At 64.4% G+C, this 16,719-nt stretch carries 14 protein-coding genes and 2 tRNA genes; 4 read left to right on the forward strand and 12 right to left on the reverse strand.

The window, feature by feature from the left end:
* The 3 genes from ACCC94_RS08045 to ACCC94_RS08055 all read right to left on the reverse strand — a co-directional run bounded on the left by ACCC94_RS08045 (position 1) and on the right by ACCC94_RS08055 (position 2,824).
* A tRNA-Ala gene (locus tag ACCC94_RS08045) sits at positions 1 to 76 on the reverse strand.
* A gap of 281 nt (positions 77 to 357) precedes the next feature.
* On the reverse strand, positions 358 to 1,842 hold the full coding sequence (gene gltX / locus ACCC94_RS08050) for a glutamate--tRNA ligase (RefSeq protein ID WP_045211929.1): 1,485 nt from the start codon (positions 1,840 to 1,842) through the stop codon (positions 358 to 360).
* A gap of 61 nt (positions 1,843 to 1,903) precedes the next feature.
* Positions 1,904 to 2,824: a LysR family transcriptional regulator gene (locus ACCC94_RS08055; protein ID WP_413348784.1), complete on the reverse strand. Its 921-nt coding sequence runs from the start codon at positions 2,822 to 2,824 to the stop codon at positions 1,904 to 1,906.
* 109 nt (positions 2,825 to 2,933) lie between these two features.
* On the opposite strand from ACCC94_RS08055, the gene ACCC94_RS08060 reads away from it, so the two are divergent.
* Together ACCC94_RS08060 and ACCC94_RS08065 are read left to right on the forward strand one after the other, a co-directional pair.
* Positions 2,934 to 3,968: an HlyD family secretion protein gene (locus ACCC94_RS08060; protein ID WP_413348785.1), complete on the forward strand. Its 1,035-nt coding sequence runs from the start codon at positions 2,934 to 2,936 to the stop codon at positions 3,966 to 3,968.
* A 49-nt stretch (positions 3,969 to 4,017) separates the two neighbouring features.
* Positions 4,018 to 5,517, forward strand: coding sequence for an MDR family MFS transporter (locus ACCC94_RS08065; protein ID WP_413348821.1), 1,500 nt, complete (start codon positions 4,018 to 4,020; stop codon positions 5,515 to 5,517).
* Between the two features lie 140 nt (positions 5,518 to 5,657).
* Here ACCC94_RS08065 and uvrB read toward each other — a convergent pair whose 3' ends face one another.
* Positions 5,658 to 7,673 carry an excinuclease ABC subunit UvrB gene (gene uvrB / locus ACCC94_RS08070; protein WP_413348786.1) on the reverse strand — a complete coding sequence of 672 codons (2,016 nt, stop codon included), beginning with the start codon at positions 7,671 to 7,673 and terminating at the stop codon, positions 5,658 to 5,660.
* A 184-nt stretch (positions 7,674 to 7,857) separates the two neighbouring features.
* Here uvrB and ACCC94_RS08075 point away from each other — a divergent pair, with 184 nt between their 5' ends.
* Both ACCC94_RS08075 and ACCC94_RS08080 read left to right on the forward strand, forming a co-directional pair.
* Positions 7,858 to 9,054, forward strand: coding sequence for an amino acid aminotransferase (locus ACCC94_RS08075; RefSeq protein ID WP_413348787.1), 1,197 nt, complete (start codon positions 7,858 to 7,860; stop codon positions 9,052 to 9,054).
* 68 nt (positions 9,055 to 9,122) lie between these two features.
* Positions 9,123 to 9,198 (forward strand) — tRNA-Asn (locus ACCC94_RS08080).
* Positions 9,199 to 9,448: 250 nt separating this feature from the next.
* Here ACCC94_RS08080 and ACCC94_RS08085 read toward each other — a convergent pair.
* From ACCC94_RS08085 to ACCC94_RS08120, 8 genes are all read right to left on the reverse strand, one after another.
* Positions 9,449 to 9,796: a ComEA family DNA-binding protein gene (locus ACCC94_RS08085; RefSeq protein ID WP_413348788.1), complete on the reverse strand. Its 348-nt coding sequence runs from the start codon at positions 9,794 to 9,796 to the stop codon at positions 9,449 to 9,451.
* 193 nt (positions 9,797 to 9,989) lie between these two features.
* Positions 9,990 to 11,978: a polysaccharide biosynthesis protein gene (locus ACCC94_RS08090; RefSeq protein ID WP_413348789.1), complete on the reverse strand. Its 1,989-nt coding sequence runs from the start codon at positions 11,976 to 11,978 to the stop codon at positions 9,990 to 9,992.
* A gap of 67 nt (positions 11,979 to 12,045) precedes the next feature.
* Positions 12,046 to 13,071 (reverse strand): MraY family glycosyltransferase, encoded by a 1,026-nt coding sequence (locus tag ACCC94_RS08095; protein ID WP_413348790.1) that lies wholly within the window; start codon positions 13,069 to 13,071, stop codon positions 12,046 to 12,048.
* Positions 13,068 to 14,030, reverse strand: coding sequence for a UDP-glucose 4-epimerase family protein (locus ACCC94_RS08100; protein ID WP_413348791.1), 963 nt, complete (start codon positions 14,028 to 14,030; stop codon positions 13,068 to 13,070). The genes ACCC94_RS08095 and ACCC94_RS08100 overlap by 4 nt, the downstream gene beginning before the upstream one ends.
* 56 nt (positions 14,031 to 14,086) lie before the next feature.
* On the reverse strand, positions 14,087 to 15,238 hold the full coding sequence (locus ACCC94_RS08105) for a hypothetical protein (RefSeq protein WP_413348792.1): 1,152 nt from the start codon (positions 15,236 to 15,238) through the stop codon (positions 14,087 to 14,089).
* Positions 15,231 to 15,536, reverse strand: coding sequence for a lipopolysaccharide assembly protein LapA domain-containing protein (locus ACCC94_RS08110; RefSeq protein WP_413348793.1), 306 nt, complete (start codon positions 15,534 to 15,536; stop codon positions 15,231 to 15,233). The genes ACCC94_RS08105 and ACCC94_RS08110 overlap by 8 nt, the downstream gene beginning before the upstream one ends.
* Positions 15,537 to 15,569: 33 nt before the next feature.
* Complete coding sequence (gene ihfB, locus ACCC94_RS08115; RefSeq protein WP_015478091.1) at positions 15,570 to 15,854, reverse strand: integration host factor subunit beta; 285 nt, start codon at positions 15,852 to 15,854, stop codon at positions 15,570 to 15,572.
* Positions 15,855 to 16,051: 197 nt separating this feature from the next.
* On the reverse strand, positions 16,052 to 16,651 hold the full coding sequence (locus ACCC94_RS08120) for an FMN-dependent NADH-azoreductase (RefSeq protein ID WP_413348794.1): 600 nt from the start codon (positions 16,649 to 16,651) through the stop codon (positions 16,052 to 16,054).
* Between the last annotated feature and the right edge of the window lie 68 nt (positions 16,652 to 16,719).

Here is a 16,719-nt window from a genome sequence, read left to right on the forward strand (position 1 = left end):
TGGTGGAGCTAGACGGGATCGAACCGTCGACCTCTTGCATGCCATGCAAGCGCTCTCCCAGCTGAGCTATAGCCCCAAAGTACCGCTGGATCTACCGTTCCGCTTCGTTCTGTCAGTTCAGTTCGTCGCTGGAACGGGGCGCATCTTAGGGGTGAGGCGAACCCCTGTCAACAACATTTTTTCAGATTTCTTATTTTTTTCTCCCATAGAACAATCACTTATGTGACCACCCCGGTTTCCGCCCGGCAAAATCCGGGGCTCGCCTGCCTTCCTCCGGCTCGCTCGCAACCGCCGGCGTCGGCATGAAAAAGGCCGGACGCTTCGCAGCGCCCGGCCTTTTTCTGTGTAGGAAAGAACTCAGGAGCCGATGGCGTCGCGAATCTTTTCCCACTCCTTGGCTTCTTTCTTCGACGCGCCACCCAGCAGTTCCAGGGCCTGGCGCAGGCGATAGCGCGACAGGTCGGCGCCGAGGATCTCCATGGCGTCGAGCACCGAGACCGAGCTGGCCTGGCCGGTGATGGCCGGGAACATCAGCGGCATCACGTCACGCAGCTTGAGGCCCAGGTGCTCGGCCACAGCCTGGATGGTCGCGGTGATGCGATCCTTTTCCCACTGGCGCAGCGCTTCAAGCTTCCACAGCACCAGTTGCAACACCTGGCGCACCTGGGTGGCGTCGAGCTTCTTGTGCTCGAACAGCTTGGCGTCCAGTTGCACGCCGCCGCTGAAGAAGAAGCCGGCCAGCGGAGCGATCTGGCTGAAGTTCTCCACGCGGCCTTGCACGTGCGGGGCGATCTTCATCAGGTACTCGGGGTTGAGCGCCCACTTCTGCACTTCCTTGGCGAAGTCTTCGACCGACAGCTCGCGAATCCACTGGCCGTTCAGCCAGGAGAGCTTCTCGATGTCGAAGATCGGGCCGCCCAGCGAAACGCGGGACAGGTCGAAGTGCTCGATCATCTCCGCCAGGCTGAACTTCTCGCGCTCGTCGGGCATGGACCAGCCCATGCGGCCGAGGTAGTTCAGCAGCGCCTGGGGCAGCAGGCCCATGCGCTCGTAGAAGGTGATGGACGTAGGGTTCTTGCGCTTGGACAGCTTGCTCTTGTCCGGGTTGCGCAGCAGCGGCATGTAGCAGAGCACCGGCTGCTCCCAGCCGAAGTACTCGTACAGCTTGATCAGCTTGGGCGCCGAAGGCAGCCACTCTTCGCCACGCAGGACGTGGGTGATGCCCATCAGGTGGTCGTCGACCACGTTGGCGAGGAAGTAGGTGGGCAGGCCGTCGGCCTTCATCAGCACCTGCATGTCCATGCGGTCCCACGGGATTTCCACGTCGCCACGGAGCATGTCCGGCACCACGCAGACGCCCTCGGTCGGCACCTTCATGCGCACCACGTGGGATTCGCCGGCGGCAATACGCTTGGCCGACTCCTCTTTCGGGATGTGCATGCAATGGCCGTCGTAGCGCGGGGTTTCCTTGCGCGCCTGTTGCTCGGCACGCAGCGCGTCGAGTCGCTCGGAAGAGCAGAAGCAGGGGAAGGCATGGCCTTTCTCGACCAGCTCGTCGCTGTACTGCTTATAGATGGCGCCGCGCTCGCTCTGCCGGTACGGGCCATGCGGGCCGCCGACGTCCGGGCCCTCGTCCCACTCGATACCCAGCCAGCGCAGCGCGTCGAAGATCTGCTGTTCCGATTCGCGGGTCGAGCGCACCTGGTCGGTGTCCTCGATGCGCAGAATGAACTGACCGCCGTGCTGGCGGGCGAAGCAGAGGTTGAACAGCGCGATATACGCGGTGCCGACGTGCGGGTCGCCGGTGGGAGACGGCGCGATACGGGTGCGGACTGTGGTCATGAAGGCTCTCGTGTGCAGCAATTCTTCGAGTGAAGCGGACAGCGCGCGACGGCGCGCGCGCTCATGGGTGCGATGGTATCAGGCGGGCCGCCTTCGGCTCCAGCCAGCGACCGGGATCGATGGGCAGGTTATGGATGAGGAAGTCGAGGAATGCCTTCACTTTCATCGCCTGAAAACGCCGCGACGGGTAGACGGCGTACAGCTCGCCGACCGGCAACTGGACCTGCGGCAGCACGCGTACCAGACGGCCGCTGGCCAATTGTTCGTCGACGATCAGTTCCGGCAGCGAGGCGATCCCCACGCCGGCCAGCACGGCTTCGCGGGCGAAGGTGATGTTGTTGCAGGACAGCACCCGATGGCACGGCACGGTTTCCCCGCGCAGCGGCCAGTAACGCTGGGAGTCGGCCTGCAGCAGCACGGCGCGGTGGCCGGCCAGTTCCTCGACGGTTTCCGGGCGGCCGTGCAGCGCCAGGTAATCCGGGCTGGCGCACAGGCAGCGGTTGGTGGTCAGCATGCGCCGGGCGATCAGGGTCGAATCCTCCGGCTGGCCGACCATGATGACGATGTCCACGCCCTCCTCCAGCGGATCGACGGTGCGCGAGGTCAGTTCGACCTCGGCGGTGATCTGGGGATAAAGGTTCATGAAGTCGCCCACCACCTTGGCCAGGTACATCTGGCCGAACTCGATGGGCGCGCTGATGCGCAACAATCCGGACGGCGCCTGCTGCAGTTGCATCACCGCCTGCTCGGCCTCGGCGAAGTCGTGCATGATCTGCCGGCAACGGTCGTAGTAGGCCTGGCCCACTTCGGTCAGGCGCAGCTTGCGCGTGGTGCGATTGATCAGGCGTACGCCCAGCCGCTCTTCCAGCAGCGCGATACGCCGGCTCACCGTGGATTTCTGCATCCCCAGGCTTTGCGCGGCCTGGGTGAAACTGTGCAGTTCCACCACGCGGGTGAAGATCAGCGCATCATCCAGCCCCATGATTGTTCCCTATAAGCAACAAAGTTTCCGAAGTGTAGCGGCTACGTGCCGCCACGGAACACTGTTACATTGGCAAACATTTTTTGGCCAACCAAACGCTCGTTTACCTATGCCCGCACAATTGAAACGCCGCCTGTCCGTGTTCTTCGTCATCCTCGCCGTGGTCGCCCTCGCCTTCCTGGCGCGCTGGTACTTCATCGGCCGCTTCGTCGAGAGCACCGACAACGCCTACGTGCAGGGTGAGATCACCCGCATCGCCAGCCAGCTCGGCGCCCGCGTCGACGAGGTGCTGGTGCAGGACAACCAGCACGTCGAGAAAGGCCAGTTGCTGGTGAAGCTCGAAGCCGCCGACTTCCAGCTCGCGCTGGACCGCGCCAAGGCCACCCTGGCCACCCGCGAGGCGGAACTGGAGCAGGCGCGCAGCAAGCTCAAGGGCCAGACCAGCATGATCGCCGCCAGCGCGGCCGACGTGAACGCCAGCCAGGCCACCCTCGGCCGCACCGAGGTCGACCTAGGCCGCGCCCAGGCGCTGCGCAAGCCCGGCTACGTATCGGAAGAGCGCGTGACCACCCTGGCCGCCGACTCCAATGTCGCCCGCTCGCAAGTGGCCAAGGCCCAGGCTGACCTGCAGGCCCAGCGCGTGCAGCGCGAGACCCTCGCCACGGATGTGCAGCGCCTGCAGGCGCAGATCGAAAGCGCCCGCGCCGACATCGCCCAGGCCGAGATCAACCTCGCCCGCACCGAAATCCACGCGCCAGTCAGCGGCCTGGTCGGCCAGCGCGGCGCCCGCGTCGGCCAGTACGTACAGGTCGGCAGCCAGTTGCTGTCGCTGGTGCCGGACGACGGCATCTGGGTCCAGGCCAACTTCAAGGAAACCCAGATCGGCAGGATGCGCCCCGGCCAGACCGCCAGACTGATGTTCGACTCCTTCCCCCACCAGCCCATCGAAGGCCAGGTGCAGAGCCTGTTCGCCGCTTCCGGTGCGCAGTTCAGCCTGCTGCCGCCGGACAACGCCACCGGCAATTTCACCAAGGTGGTGCAGCGCATTCCTGTCAAGATCACCTTCGCCGACGACAACCCGCTCAAGGGGCTGATCCGCCCGGGCATGTCCGTCGAGGCAGAGGTCGAGCTGAGTGGCCGGTGATCAACTGATCCGGCCGGTCGGCGAACCGACCCGCCGCGACTGGATCGCCGTGTTCAGCGCCATGCTCGGCGCGTTCATGGCGGTGCTCGACATTCAGATCACCAACTCTTCGCTCAAGGACATCCAGGGCGCGCTGGCCGCCACCCTGGAAGAAGGCTCGTGGATCTCCACCTCGTACCTGGTGGCCGAGATCATCATGATCCCGCTCACCGCCTGGCTGGTGCAGCTGCTCTCGGCGCGCCGGCTGGCCTGGATGATCTCGGTCGGCTTCCTGTTCTCGTCGCTGCTCTGCTCGTTCGCCTGGAACCTGGAGAGCATGATCGTGTTCCGCGCCATGCAGGGCTTCACCGGCGGCGCGCTGATTCCCCTGGCCTTCACCCTGGCGCTGATCAAGCTGCCGGAGCACCACCGCCCCAAGGGCATGGCGCTGTTCGCCATCACCGCCACCTTCGCGCCCTCCATCGGCCCGACCCTGGGCGGCTGGCTGACGGAGAACTTCGGCTGGGAATACATCTTCTACATCAACATCCCGCCGGGCCTGCTGATGATCGCCGGCCTGCTCTACGGCCTGGAAAAGAAGGAAGCGCACTGGGAACTGCTGAAGAGCACCGACTACGCCGGCATCGTCACCATGGCCATCGGCCTGGGCTGCCTGCAGGTGTTCCTCGAGGAAGGCCATCGCAAGGACTGGCTGGAATCGAACCTGATCGTCAGCCTGGGCAGCATCGCCCTGGTCAGCCTGATCCTCTTCGTGATCCTGCAGACCTCGCGGCCGAATCCGCTGATCAACCTGGGCATCCTGCGCAACCGCAACTTCGGGCTGTCGAGCATTTCCAGCATCGGCCTGGGGATGGGGCTGTACGGCTCGATCTACGTGCTGCCGCTGTATCTCGCGCAGATCCAGGGCTACAACGCCATGCAGATCGGCGAGGTGATCATGTGGATGGGCGTGCCGCAACTGTTCCTCATCCCGCTGATTCCCAAGCTGATGAAGATCATCGAGCCGCGCCTGCTCTGCGCCATGGGCTTTGGCCTGTTCGGCATGGCGAGCTTCTTCTCCGGCGTGCTCAACCCGGACTTCGCCGGCCCGCAGTTCAACCAGATCCAGCTGTTGCGCGCGCTCGGCCAGCCGATGGTGATGGTCACCATCTCGCTGATCGCCACCGTCTACCTGCAGCCGCAGGACGCGGGCTCGGCTTCCAGCCTGTTCAACATCCTGCGCAACCTGGGCGGCGCCATCGGCATCGCCCTGCTGGCGACCCTGCTGGATAGCCGCGCCAAGGTCTATTACGACTACCTGCGCGAAGCTGTGGTGCCGGTGAACGGCGCGGTGGACGAGCGCCTGGCACAACTGACCTCGCAGCTGGGAACGCAGCAGGCGGCGTTGGGCAAGATCAGCGAGATCGTCCACCAGCAGGCCGCGATCATGGCCTACAACGATGCTTTCCACGCCATCGGCATCGTGCTGGCGGTGAGCATGGTGGCGGTGCTGCTGACCCGTCCGCTACCGGAGGGCATGGGGGCTGGAGCGGGAGCCGGGGCGCACTGACCGCCCCGCGCTACGCGCGCCCTTGTAGGAGCGAGCTTGCTCGCGAATCCGCTTCACGCCGGAGCATGACGGTGCCATGTGGTTCGCGAGCAAGCTCGCTCCTACGAAAAGCCGTCCATGCTCCCGGCTACCCTCCCCGTTCACCCCATCGAAACCATCCGATCCCGCAGCTTGCCGATCTCGTCGCGCACACCCGCCGCGGCTTCGAACTCCAGGTCGCGGGCCAGTTGGTACATGCGCTCTTCCAGCTGCTTGATGCGTTTGCCGATCTCGTCCGGCGTGCGCAGCTCGTTCTCGTACTTGCCGCTCTCCTCCGCCACTTTCGCCAGGCTACGGCGCTTGCCCTTGGCGCCTGGCACCACGGCGCCCTCGAGGATGTCCTTGATGTCCTTCTTCACGCCCTTGGGCACGATGCCGTGCTTGGCGTTGAATTCCAGCTGCTTGGTGCGGCGGCGCTCGGTCTCGTTGATCGCCCGCTGCATCGATCCGGTCATGTTGTCGGCGTAGAGGATCGCCTTGCCGTGCAGGTTCCGCGCGGCGCGGCCGATGGTCTGGATCAGCGAGCGCTCGGAACGCAGGAAGCCTTCCTTGTCCGCATCGAGAATCGCCACCAGCGCCACCTCGGGCATGTCCAGGCCCTCGCGCAGCAGGTTGATGCCCACCAGCACGTCGAACTTGCCCAGGCGCAGGTCGCGGATGATTTCCACCCGCTCCACGGTGTCGATGTCCGAGTGCAGGTAGCGCACGCGCACGTCGTGGTCGCCGAGGTAGTCGGTGAGGTCTTCGGCCATGCGCTTGGTCAGGGTGGTGACCAGCACGCGCTGATCCAGCGCCACGCGCTTGCCGATTTCCGAGAGCAGGTCATCCACCTGGGTGGTCGCCGGGCGGATTTCCACTTCCGGGTCGACCAGCCCGGTGGGCCGCACCACCTGCTCGATCACCCGGCCAGCGTGCTGATCCTCATACGGGCCCGGCGTCGCCGAGACGAAGATGGTCTGCGGGCTGATCGCCTCCCACTCCTCGAAACGCAGCGGCCGGTTGTCCAGCGCCGAGGGCAGGCGGAAGCCGTACTCCACCAGGGTTTCCTTGCGCGAACGGTCGCCCTTGTACATGGCGCCGACCTGGGGAACGCTGACGTGGGATTCGTCGATCACCAGCAGCGCGTTGTCCGGCAGGTAATCATAGAGGGTCGGTGGCGGCTCGCCGGGACCGCGCCCGGAAAGGTAACGCGAGTAGTTCTCGATGCCGTTGCAGTAGCCCAGTTCGAGGATCATCTCCAGGTCGAAGCGGGTGCGCTGCTCCAGGCGCTGGGCTTCCACCAGCTTGTTGTTGGTGCGCAGGTAGTCCAGGCGCTGCTTGAGCTCGGCCTTGATCTGCTCCACCGCTTCGAGCAGCGTCTCCCGTGGGGTGACGTAGTGGCTCTTGGGGTAGAAGGTGAAGCGCGGCAGCTTGGTGAGCACTTCGCCGGTCAACGGGTCGAAGGCGGCGATGTTCTCCACTTCGTCGTCGAACAGCTCGACGCGGATGGCTTCCAGGTCCGATTCCGCCGGGAAGATATCGATCACGTCGCCGCGCACGCGGAAGGTCGCGCGGGCGAAGTCCATGTCGTTGCGGGTGTATTGCAGGCTGGTCAGGCGGCGCAGCAGTTCGCGCTGGTCCATCTTGTCGCCGCGGTCCAGGTGCAGGACCATCTTGAGGTAGGACGCCGGGTCGCCCAGGCCGTAGATCGACGACACGGTGCAGACGATGATGGCGTCCTTGCGCTCCAGCAGCGCCTTGGTCGCCGACAGCCGCATCTGCTCGATGTGGTCGTTGATCGAGGAATCCTTCTCGATGTAGGTGTCCGAGGACGGTACGTAGGCCTCGGGCTGGTAGTAGTCGTAGTAGGAGACGAAGTACTCCACGGCGTTGTTCGGGAAGAAGGTCTTGAACTCGCCATAGAGCTGCGCGGCCAGCGTCTTGTTCGGCGCCAGCACCATGGTCGGGCGCTGCACCTGGGAAATGACGTTGGCGATGCTGAAGGTCTTGCCGGAGCCGGTCACCCCCAACAGCGTCTGGTGCGACAGGCCCGCCTCCAGGCCTTCCACCATCTGTCGGATGGCCTCGGGCTGGTCGCCAGCAGGCTGGAATCGCGAATCCAGTTGAAAAATCGACATGGGAACCTCGCTTTGGCGTGTGACGCTTCGGTCGCCAAAGCGTCATACCAGTCGAAAAGCATGCGCGACAACTCGCCGCCTGCCGTAGAGGCCTATATAATACCGGCCCGTCGACGCAACCCCCAGCGCCGTGAGCGGGTGGGTTGCAATTGCACTTCACTCCCGCCTTAGAGCTGCTGCCAACATGAGTCTGTTCTCCGCTGTCGAAATGGCCCCCCGCGACCCGATCCTGGGCCTGAACGAAGCTTTCAACGCCGATACCCGCCCGGGCAAGATCAACCTGGGCGTGGGCGTGTACTACAACGAGGAAGGCCGTCTCCCGTTGCTGCGCGCCGTCCAGGCCGCGGAGAAGGCCCGCATCGAGGCCCACGCTCCGCGCGGCTACCTGCCGATCGAAGGCATCGCCGCCTACGACTCCGGCGTGCAGAAGCTGCTGTTCGGCGCTGATTCCGAGCTGCTGGCCGAAGGCCGTGTGGTCACCACCCAGGCCGTTGGCGGTACCGGCGCGCTGAAGACCGGCGCCGACTTCCTCAAGCGCCTGTTGCCCAACGCCACCGTCGCCATCAGCGACCCGAGCTGGGAAAACCACCGCGCGCTGTTCGAATCCGCCGGCTTCCCGGTGCAGAACTACCGTTACTACGACGCCGCCACCAATGGCGTGAACCGTGCCGGCCTGCTCGAAGACCTGAACGCCCTGCCTTCCCAATCGATCGTGGTTCTGCACGCTTGTTGCCACAACCCGACGGGCGTCGACCTGACCATGGACGACTGGAAGCAGGTGCTGGACGTGCTCAAGGCCAAGGGCCACGTGCCCTTCCTCGACATCGCCTACCAGGGCTTCGGTGACGGCATCGACGAAGACGCCGCCGCGGTGCGCCTGTTCGCCAAGTCGGGCCTGAACTTCTTCGTTTCCAGCTCGTTCTCCAAGTCGTTCTCGCTGTACGGCGAGCGCGTCGGCGCCCTGTCGGTGGTGACCGACAGCCGCGAGGAATCCGCCCGCGTCCTGTCCCAGGTCAAGCGCGTGATCCGCACCAACTATTCCAACCCGCCGACCCACGGCGCCAGCGTCGTCGCCGCCGTGCTGAACAGCCCGGAACTGCGTGCGGTCTGGGAAGACGAGCTGGGCGAAATGCGCACCCGCATCCGCGCCATGCGCATCGCCATGGTCGAGCAACTGGCCGCCCTCGGCGCCAAGCGTGACTTCGGCTTCGTTGCCCAGCAGCGCGGCATGTTCTCCTACTCCGGCCTGACCGCCGAGCAGGTCGAGCGCCTGAAGAATGAGTTCGGCATCTACGCCGTCGGCACCGGTCGCATCTGCGTCGCCGCGCTGAACAACGGCAACCTGGACACCGTCACCCGCGCCATCGTCCAGGTGCTGTAAAAAAGTCGGGGAAGTCGTCGGCTGAATATTGACTTCCCCTTCTTTATCAGTAAGATACGCACCGTTGTTCCGCGATAGCTCAGTCGGTAGAGCAAATGACTGTTAATCATTGGGTCCCTGGTTCGAGTCCAGGTCGCGGAGCCAAATTCAAAGCCCTCGGCACATGCCGGGGGCTTTTTTATTGGGCGCTGGACTCTCGCCAGGGACTGCGTCCCAGGTGATTCCCCCTTCGGGGCCGCGCTGAAGCGCGTTCGGCTGACGCCGTCGAGTCCAGGTCGCGGAGCCAAATTCAAAGCCCTCGGCACACGCCGGGGGCTTTTTTATTGGGTCAGAGAAAATGCGCTCCAAAGAAAAGCCGGTCATCGACCGGCTTTTCGTTGCATCAGGCAAAGTCTCAGAGGGAAATCCTGTCGCGGTTCTTGTCCAGCGTGCCCTTGCCGATGCCCTTTACTTCCAGAAGTTGATCAACCGTGGTGAACGGGCCGTTGCTCGTGCGGTATTCGACGATGGCCTGGGCCTTCACCTTGCCGATGCCCTTCAGGGACTTCTGCAGCTCTTCGGCAGACGCCGTGTTGATGTTCACCGCCTCTACCTGGGAGACAGGCGCCTTGGCGGCCGGTGCTGGCGCTTCGGCTGGCGGTTTGGCCGCCGGCTGCGCAGCGGTGGCTGCCTGGGCGAAACCGCCGAAAGTGAGGCTGGCAAACAGGATCAGACTGAAGACGGAAAGCAGGTTCTTCTTCATGGATCATTCCTTGGCGTAAGGGATTTCAAGGCAAGCGCAAACGCGCCGCCCAGTGAACATATCGCCAGGAATACGGTGGAAAACTTCGGTTTAGAGAGTCGGCGGCAATTTCCGGCGCCGCCGACAGATCGCCAGGAAAGAACTGACGATGTTCGCAGACGCGACGATCACCGCGTCTGCTAGGGGCCCGGGATCAGGGCTCCATCCGCCGCTGCTGGTGAATCAGGTCGACGATCTCGCCCTCGGGGCAATAGCCGCTGACGGTTTCCCGCAGCAGTTGCCGCACTCGCGCGTAATTACCCTGGTCCACCGCCTTCAGCAGGTCGGCCAGCACCAGCTTGAAGCCCTCCCAGGGCATCAGCTCCTCGTTGGCCTTCATGATCATCGGGTGCTCGGTGGCGCTGACGTTGTCACCGATCAGCAGCTCCTCATAGAGTTTCTCGCCGGGCCGCAGGCCGCTGAACTCGATGGAAATGTCGCCATGGGGCACGCGCTCCGAGCGCACGCTCAGGCCGGACAGGTGGATCATCCGCTCGGCCAGTTCGAGGATCTTCACCGGCTGCCCCATGTCCAGCACGAAGACGTCGCCGCCTCGGCCCATGGAGCCGGCCTGGATCACCAGCTGGGCGGCCTCGGGGATGGTCATGAAATAGCGGGTGATGCCCGGATGGGTGACGGTGACCGGCCCGCCTCGCTTGATCTGCTCACGGAACAGCGGGATGACCGAGCCGGAGGACCCCAGCACGTTGCCAAAGCGAACCATGGTGAACCGGGTCTTGTTGACCTGGTGCACACCGGACTTGTCGCCGAACAGCACCGGAGCCGACTCCTGGCTCAGCGCCTGCAGGATCATTTCCGCGAGGCGCTTGGTGCTGCCCATCACATTGGTCGGGCGCACTGCCTTGTCCGTGGAAATCAGCACGAAGTGCTCGACGCCGGCCTGCACCGCCACCTGCGCCGTATGCAGCGTGCCCATCACATTGTTCAGCACGCCTTCGGAGATGTTGTGCTCGACGATGGGCACGTGCTTGTAAGCGGCGGCGTGGTAGACGGTGGCGACCTTCCAGGTACGCATGACGTCCAGCAGGCGCTCGGCACTGCGCACGGAGCCCAGGATCGGCACCAGCTGCACCGCCAGGGACTCGCGCTTGACGCGATTTTCCAGCTCCTGGTGCACGCGGTAGAGGTTGTATTCGCTGTGTTCGAACAACACCAGCACGGTGGGGCCGGAGCCGAGTATCTGCCGACAGAGCTCGGAACCGATGGAGCCGCCGGCCCCGGTGACCATCACCACTTCGCCACGGATGCAGTGCTCGAACAGCTCCTTGCGCGGCTCGACCGGGTCACGCCCAAGCAGGTCGGCGATGTCGACCTCCTGAATGTCGTCCACCCGTACGCGGCCGTTGGCCAGGTCGATGAATCCCGGAACGCTGCGCACATGGACCGGATAGGGCTCGAGCAGGCCGAGGATTTCACGGCGACGAGCACGGGTCGCGGACGGGATGGCCAGCAGCACTTCCTGCACGCCGGTCTCGTCGATCATCTGCTGGATGTGCTTGGGCTTGTAGACGCGCAGGCCAGCGATGATGCGGTTGGCGATCTCGTCATCGTCATCGATGAAGGCTACCGGACGCATCGCACGCCCCAGGCGCAGCGCCGCCACCAGCTGGTTGCCGGCAGACCCGGCGCCATAGACGGCAACCTTGGGCAGCCCGTCCTGCTGCTTGAGGAAGGGCACCGCCTGGACCGTGCTGTACCAATCGCCCATGAAATACTGACGCATGGCCAGGCGCAGGCCGCCGATCATCAGCAGGCTGAGCCACCAGTAGTTCAGCACGAGCGACCGGGGAACCGCCTCGGTCACCGAGCGATTCCAGTAGACCACCAGCGAGAGCAGCAACGCCGAGATGGTCACTGCCTTCCAGATCGCGATCAAAGCGTCATTGCCCAGATAACGCATCACCGCCCGGTACATGCCGAAGCGAATGAACAGCGGAATCGCTACCGCAGGCGCCGCCACGAACAGCCAGCCATGGACGCGGAACGGGTACTCCAGATCGTCGGCTCCCAGCCGCACGATGAATGCGAGCCACAGCGCGAACCACACCAGACAGATGTCGGTGAGGACCTGCAGCAAACGTTTGTTTCGTCTCGGAAGCCTCAGCAGGCGTTCTCGAAGCATCAGCGCTTGTCCTTAATCCCGAGCGGAGGAATGTCCACCCGCTATTGACCGCCAGATCCGGCGGAGTTCAGCTCACTTCCTGTTCATCCGGACGACCTGCGCCCAGATGAGCTACGACAAGCACCAGAGGAGCATAGGCCACAATCAGCGCCAGCAATCCTGAAACATGCCCCAGTGCTACCAGCAATGCCAGGGGCGTGAGCCACAGCAGGTTGATGGCAGTGACCGCCAGCGAGACGCGCAGGTGACTGCCATAGCGCCGCGAAGCGCGCTGGTAGGCGTGACTGCGATGCGCCTCGTAGACGCGTTCGCCGCGCATCAGGCGATGAATCAGGGTGAAGGTGGCATCCACCACGAACACGCCGAGCAGGACCAGCCAGCTCCAGACGAGCGGCGGCACGAGCGAGCCCGCCTGTAACGCCAGTCCACCGAGGATCAGCCCGAGGAAACCGCTGCCCGCATCCCCCATGAAGATCCGCGCCGGCGGGAAGTTCCAGACCAGGAAGCCCGCCGCGGCCATTCCCAGGATCAAGGGCAGCCATGCCAGCTGCGAACCGCCAGCGAGCCAGCCGCAGAGCGCACCGCCCAGGCAAACACTGATGGCCTCCAGGCCGGCGATCCCGTCGATGCCATCCATGAAGTTGTACAGGTTGAGCAGCCAGACCAGGAACACCAGCCCGAGGATATCGCCGACCAACCCCAGATCCAGAACACCCCATGGCATCGGCAATGGGGGTACCCCGCCCAGCCAGCCAAGCAGCCAGAGCGCGGCGACGAAATGCCCCAGCAGACGCCAGCGCGCCGGAATATGGCGGTGATCGTCAAGGAAACCTATGGCCGCGACCAGCGCACCAGCCGGCAACAGGGCCAACAGGCTGTTCCCGTCCACTGCGCCGAACGCAGCAGCCAGCGGCAGGCAGCCCAGGAAGCCCAGCACAATGGCCACACCGCCGCCGCGCGGCGTCGGAATCCGGTGGGAGCTGCGGGCATTGGGAATATCCATGATGCTGCGCGCCAACGCGTAGCGACGCACGCCAGCAGTCATCGCGCAGGACGCGACGAACACGCCCGCCAGCAGAATGGCCATGTTCATCGCCCCTGCTCCCGCCCGAAATCCTTCGCCGCTTCGCGCAGTCCCTGCTCGACGCTGACAGGGGGAGTCCAGCCCAATCGGCTGCGTGTAGCAGTGATATCCACCTGCAGAGATCCCAGCAGACGCTGGACCTGCTGGCGCCGCCCGCTCAGCACCCCCAGCAGGCGCAGCAGCGCAGCCGGAACAGGCAGCAGACGCGGGCGGACGCCCAGGGCCCGGCTCAGGCCACGGCACAGCTGTGCCGTCGACAAATCCTCACCATCGCTCACCAGGAACACCTGGCCGGCCGCCGCGGGATGGCGGGAGCAAAGCAGCAGCAGGTCGACCAGGTTGTCCCGCGCGACCAGGCTGCGGCGATTGTCGATGGAGCCGAACGGCAATGGCAGGCGACGCTGCAGGGCGCGCATCAGGCTGGCGAAATTGGCCTTCACCCCCGGCCCGTAGACCAGCGGCGGACGCACCACGACGATTTCCAGCCCGGTCTGCCGGGCAATCTCGAACAAAGCCTGTTCGGCTTCGAGCTTGGACTGCCCGTAGGGGTCCTGCGGTTGCGGCTCGGCGTCGGCGGTAAAAGGCCGCCCCGGCACGGTTTCCTCGCCATTGACCTTGATCGAGCTGACGAAAACGAAGCGCCGCACTCCGGCCGCCGCAGCCTGTCGCGCCAGATGCCGGGTCGCCTCGACGTTCACCGCGCGAAACTCCGCGAGCGGGTCGCACGCCTGCTCGTCCATGACGTGAACGCGCGCAGCGCAATGAATTACTACATCGATCCCTTGCAGCGCCTGCGTCCAGGATTGAGCCACGCTCAACCCATCGATGAGCGCAACGTCGACGCCTGTGGGGTATTGAGCCAGAGCGCCGCGCTGGGCGACGCGAACCTGCACGTCATCTTCCTGGCACAAGCGCGCCAGCACGCCTCGGCCGACAAAACCGCTTGCGCCCGTGAGTAGAACCTTCAATCCAGCACCTGCAGAACCTGACGCCCATGGCGTCTTCCATGTTTCGAGCGGACACTTCAAAGCGGCGAGATGATCGGCCGCAGAGCATTCCAAGCGTGGCAGCTGGGGCATTGCCAGTGCAGTTCGCGACCGGCGAAGCCGCACTTGCCGCAGCGATAGCGCGGCATTGTCTTATACAACCCGGTGATTATTGGAGCGATTTTTCCCGTCGCCGAATCTTTTTCAGCTTCGCTTCCCACCACTTCCAGGTATTCGCCCACCCCTTGCCAGGAAGGATGGCGCTCCACCCGCTCCAGCAGGCTTGTCCGCCAGGTGAGGGAATTCTCCGGCGGCTCGCTTTCGGCAAGCAACGCGAGGATCGCCGGCGGGACCTCCTCGCCCGCTGCTAGCTCTCGCAGGCAGGCCAATAACTCAGGCCGCGCGAGACCATCATGGCGCCGCAGCAGCGCCACGATCTCGCCCAGGAAAGGCCTGGCGTCGCGCGCCAGTTCGCTGATCGTGGCGATGGCCGCCGTCGAGTCCTGGCGCCACAGTTCGCAGTCCAGGCGCATCAGCAGAGCACGCACGCAGCCCTTGTCGACGCGCCGCGCTTCGCGCAGCAGCTCCTGCATGGCGCTGCGATCGCCGCTCCTGCCTTTTTCCTGGGCCAGCTCGCAGTAATAGTTGGCCAGCGCAGCGCTCAGTTCCGGCCGGCTCGGCACCAGCCGGGCGGCCAGCTCGATGGCTCGCGACCAGTTCTTCTCTCGCTCGCAGATCAGCCGCTGCTCATCCAGCGCCTCGAGGGAAATGGGCTCGTCGCGCTGCTGCGTCAGCTCGTCCAGCAACTCCTCGGCGCTGCCCAGCAGGCCGCCGGCGATATAGTCGCGCGCCAGCTCCAGACGTACCTGGGCGACCAGCGCGCCATCTTCGCCGGCACGGCTGAGCAGATCCCGATGGATGTGGATGGCTTTCTCGATATCGCCACGGCGGCGGAACAGGTTGCCGACATGCAGGTGGCTTTCGAGCGTTTCGGGGCTGACGACCAGGCCCTGGGAAAGGCTCTCCAGCGCATCGTCGGAGTGCCGTTCCAGCAAGTTGTGCATGCTGTGGACGCGGGCTCGAAGATCGTCTCGTGCCGGTACAGCCTGACCGGAAAGCGAGCGACGCCCCATCCACCAGCCGATGGCCAGGGCGCAGAAGAAGAACAGCGTGGCGATGACGCTAGGCATGGTCCGTCAGCGACTTCTCACGCAACACGTCATTCTCCTTGCGGAAACGGGTGACTTCGGAGCGCAGGCCGCTCATGCGGGCGTGCGCCCTGGCACGGAAGGGAAGGCTCAGCAGCAGGCCGATCAGACCGCCAACGATGAAAGCCAGGGAGATGAAGACCACCAGCGGCCACTGCGGCGACTGCCAGCCAAGGAAGGTCAGCTGAGTGGACTGCAGGTTTTCCAGGACGAAAACCACGACGGCGACGGCCAGGATGACCAGCGCGAGAATCAGCAGGAAACGTTTTGCCCGAAGCATGGACACTCCTTCTTGAAGACGGATATCCCGGGGTCACTCGGGTTCGTTGACGCGGTCGCGCAACTCCTTGCCGGGCTTGAAGTGCGGGACGAACTTGCCGTCCAGGCGCACGGACTCGCCGGTTTTCGGGTTGCGGCCGGTGCGCGGTGCACGGTAATGCAGCGAGAAGCTGCCGAACCCCCGGATTTCGATGCGATCCCCAGTGGCCAGGGCCTGGGACATTTGCTCAAGCATGGTCTTGATCGCCAGCTCCACATCCTTTGCGGAAAGCTGCCCCTGATGGGTGACGATTCTCTCGATCAACTCCGACTTGGTCATGGTTTTCCCTTCTTTTTCAAGCGGCTAGATCAGCTCAAGGTTCTTTTAGCATGCTGATCATGCTTTGAACAGCCCGAACGGAAAGGATGTGTTTTCACCCGGTCAAGTCTTTGGCAGATAAAAAATGGCCGACCCCCGGGGAAAGGGATCGGCCACGGTCGCGCCCAGGAGCGGAAGGACGCGCAAGGGAAAACGGATCAGGCGATGGCGGCGAGCTGTGCCTTGGCCTTGGCCAGGCCTTTCTCGGCGAATTCACCGCCCATGTTCAGGCCTTCGGCGTGGATGAAGGTCACGTCGTGGATGCCGACGAAACCCAGCGCCTGGCGCAGGTAGGGTTCCTGGTGATCCAGCGCACCGCCGGCATAGACGCCGCCACGGCTGGTCAGCACGAAGGCGCGCTTGCCGGTGAGCAGGCCCTGCGGGCCGGTCTCGGTGTACTTGAAGGTGACTCCGGCGCGCAGCACGTGGTCCAGCCACGACTTCAGCGTGCTGGGGATGGCGAAGTTGTACATGGGCGCGGCCAGCACCAGCACATCGGCGGCCTGCAGTTCGGCGGTCAGCAGGTTGGAGCGTTCCAGCGCAGCGCGTTCGATCTCGCTGTGCTCCTGGGCCGGCTTCATCCAGCCGCCGAGCAGGTTGGCATCCAGGTGCGGCACCTGTTCCACGGCCAGGTCGCGGACCGTGACTTCGTCGGCCGGATGGGCGGCCTGCCACTGGGCGATGAAATCGCGGGTCAGTTGGCGGGAAACGGAACCTTCCTGACGGGCACTGCTTTCGATTACCAGAACGCGGGACATGGACTGGACCTCCATCGGTCATTGAATGTGTCGATGGAGATCATGCTAGAGATGAACAAATCGATAAA

It is taken from the genome of Pseudomonas sp. Pseusp97, assembly GCF_047304025.1.
In the GTDB taxonomy this organism is placed as follows: domain Bacteria; phylum Pseudomonadota; class Gammaproteobacteria; order Pseudomonadales; family Pseudomonadaceae; genus Pseudomonas.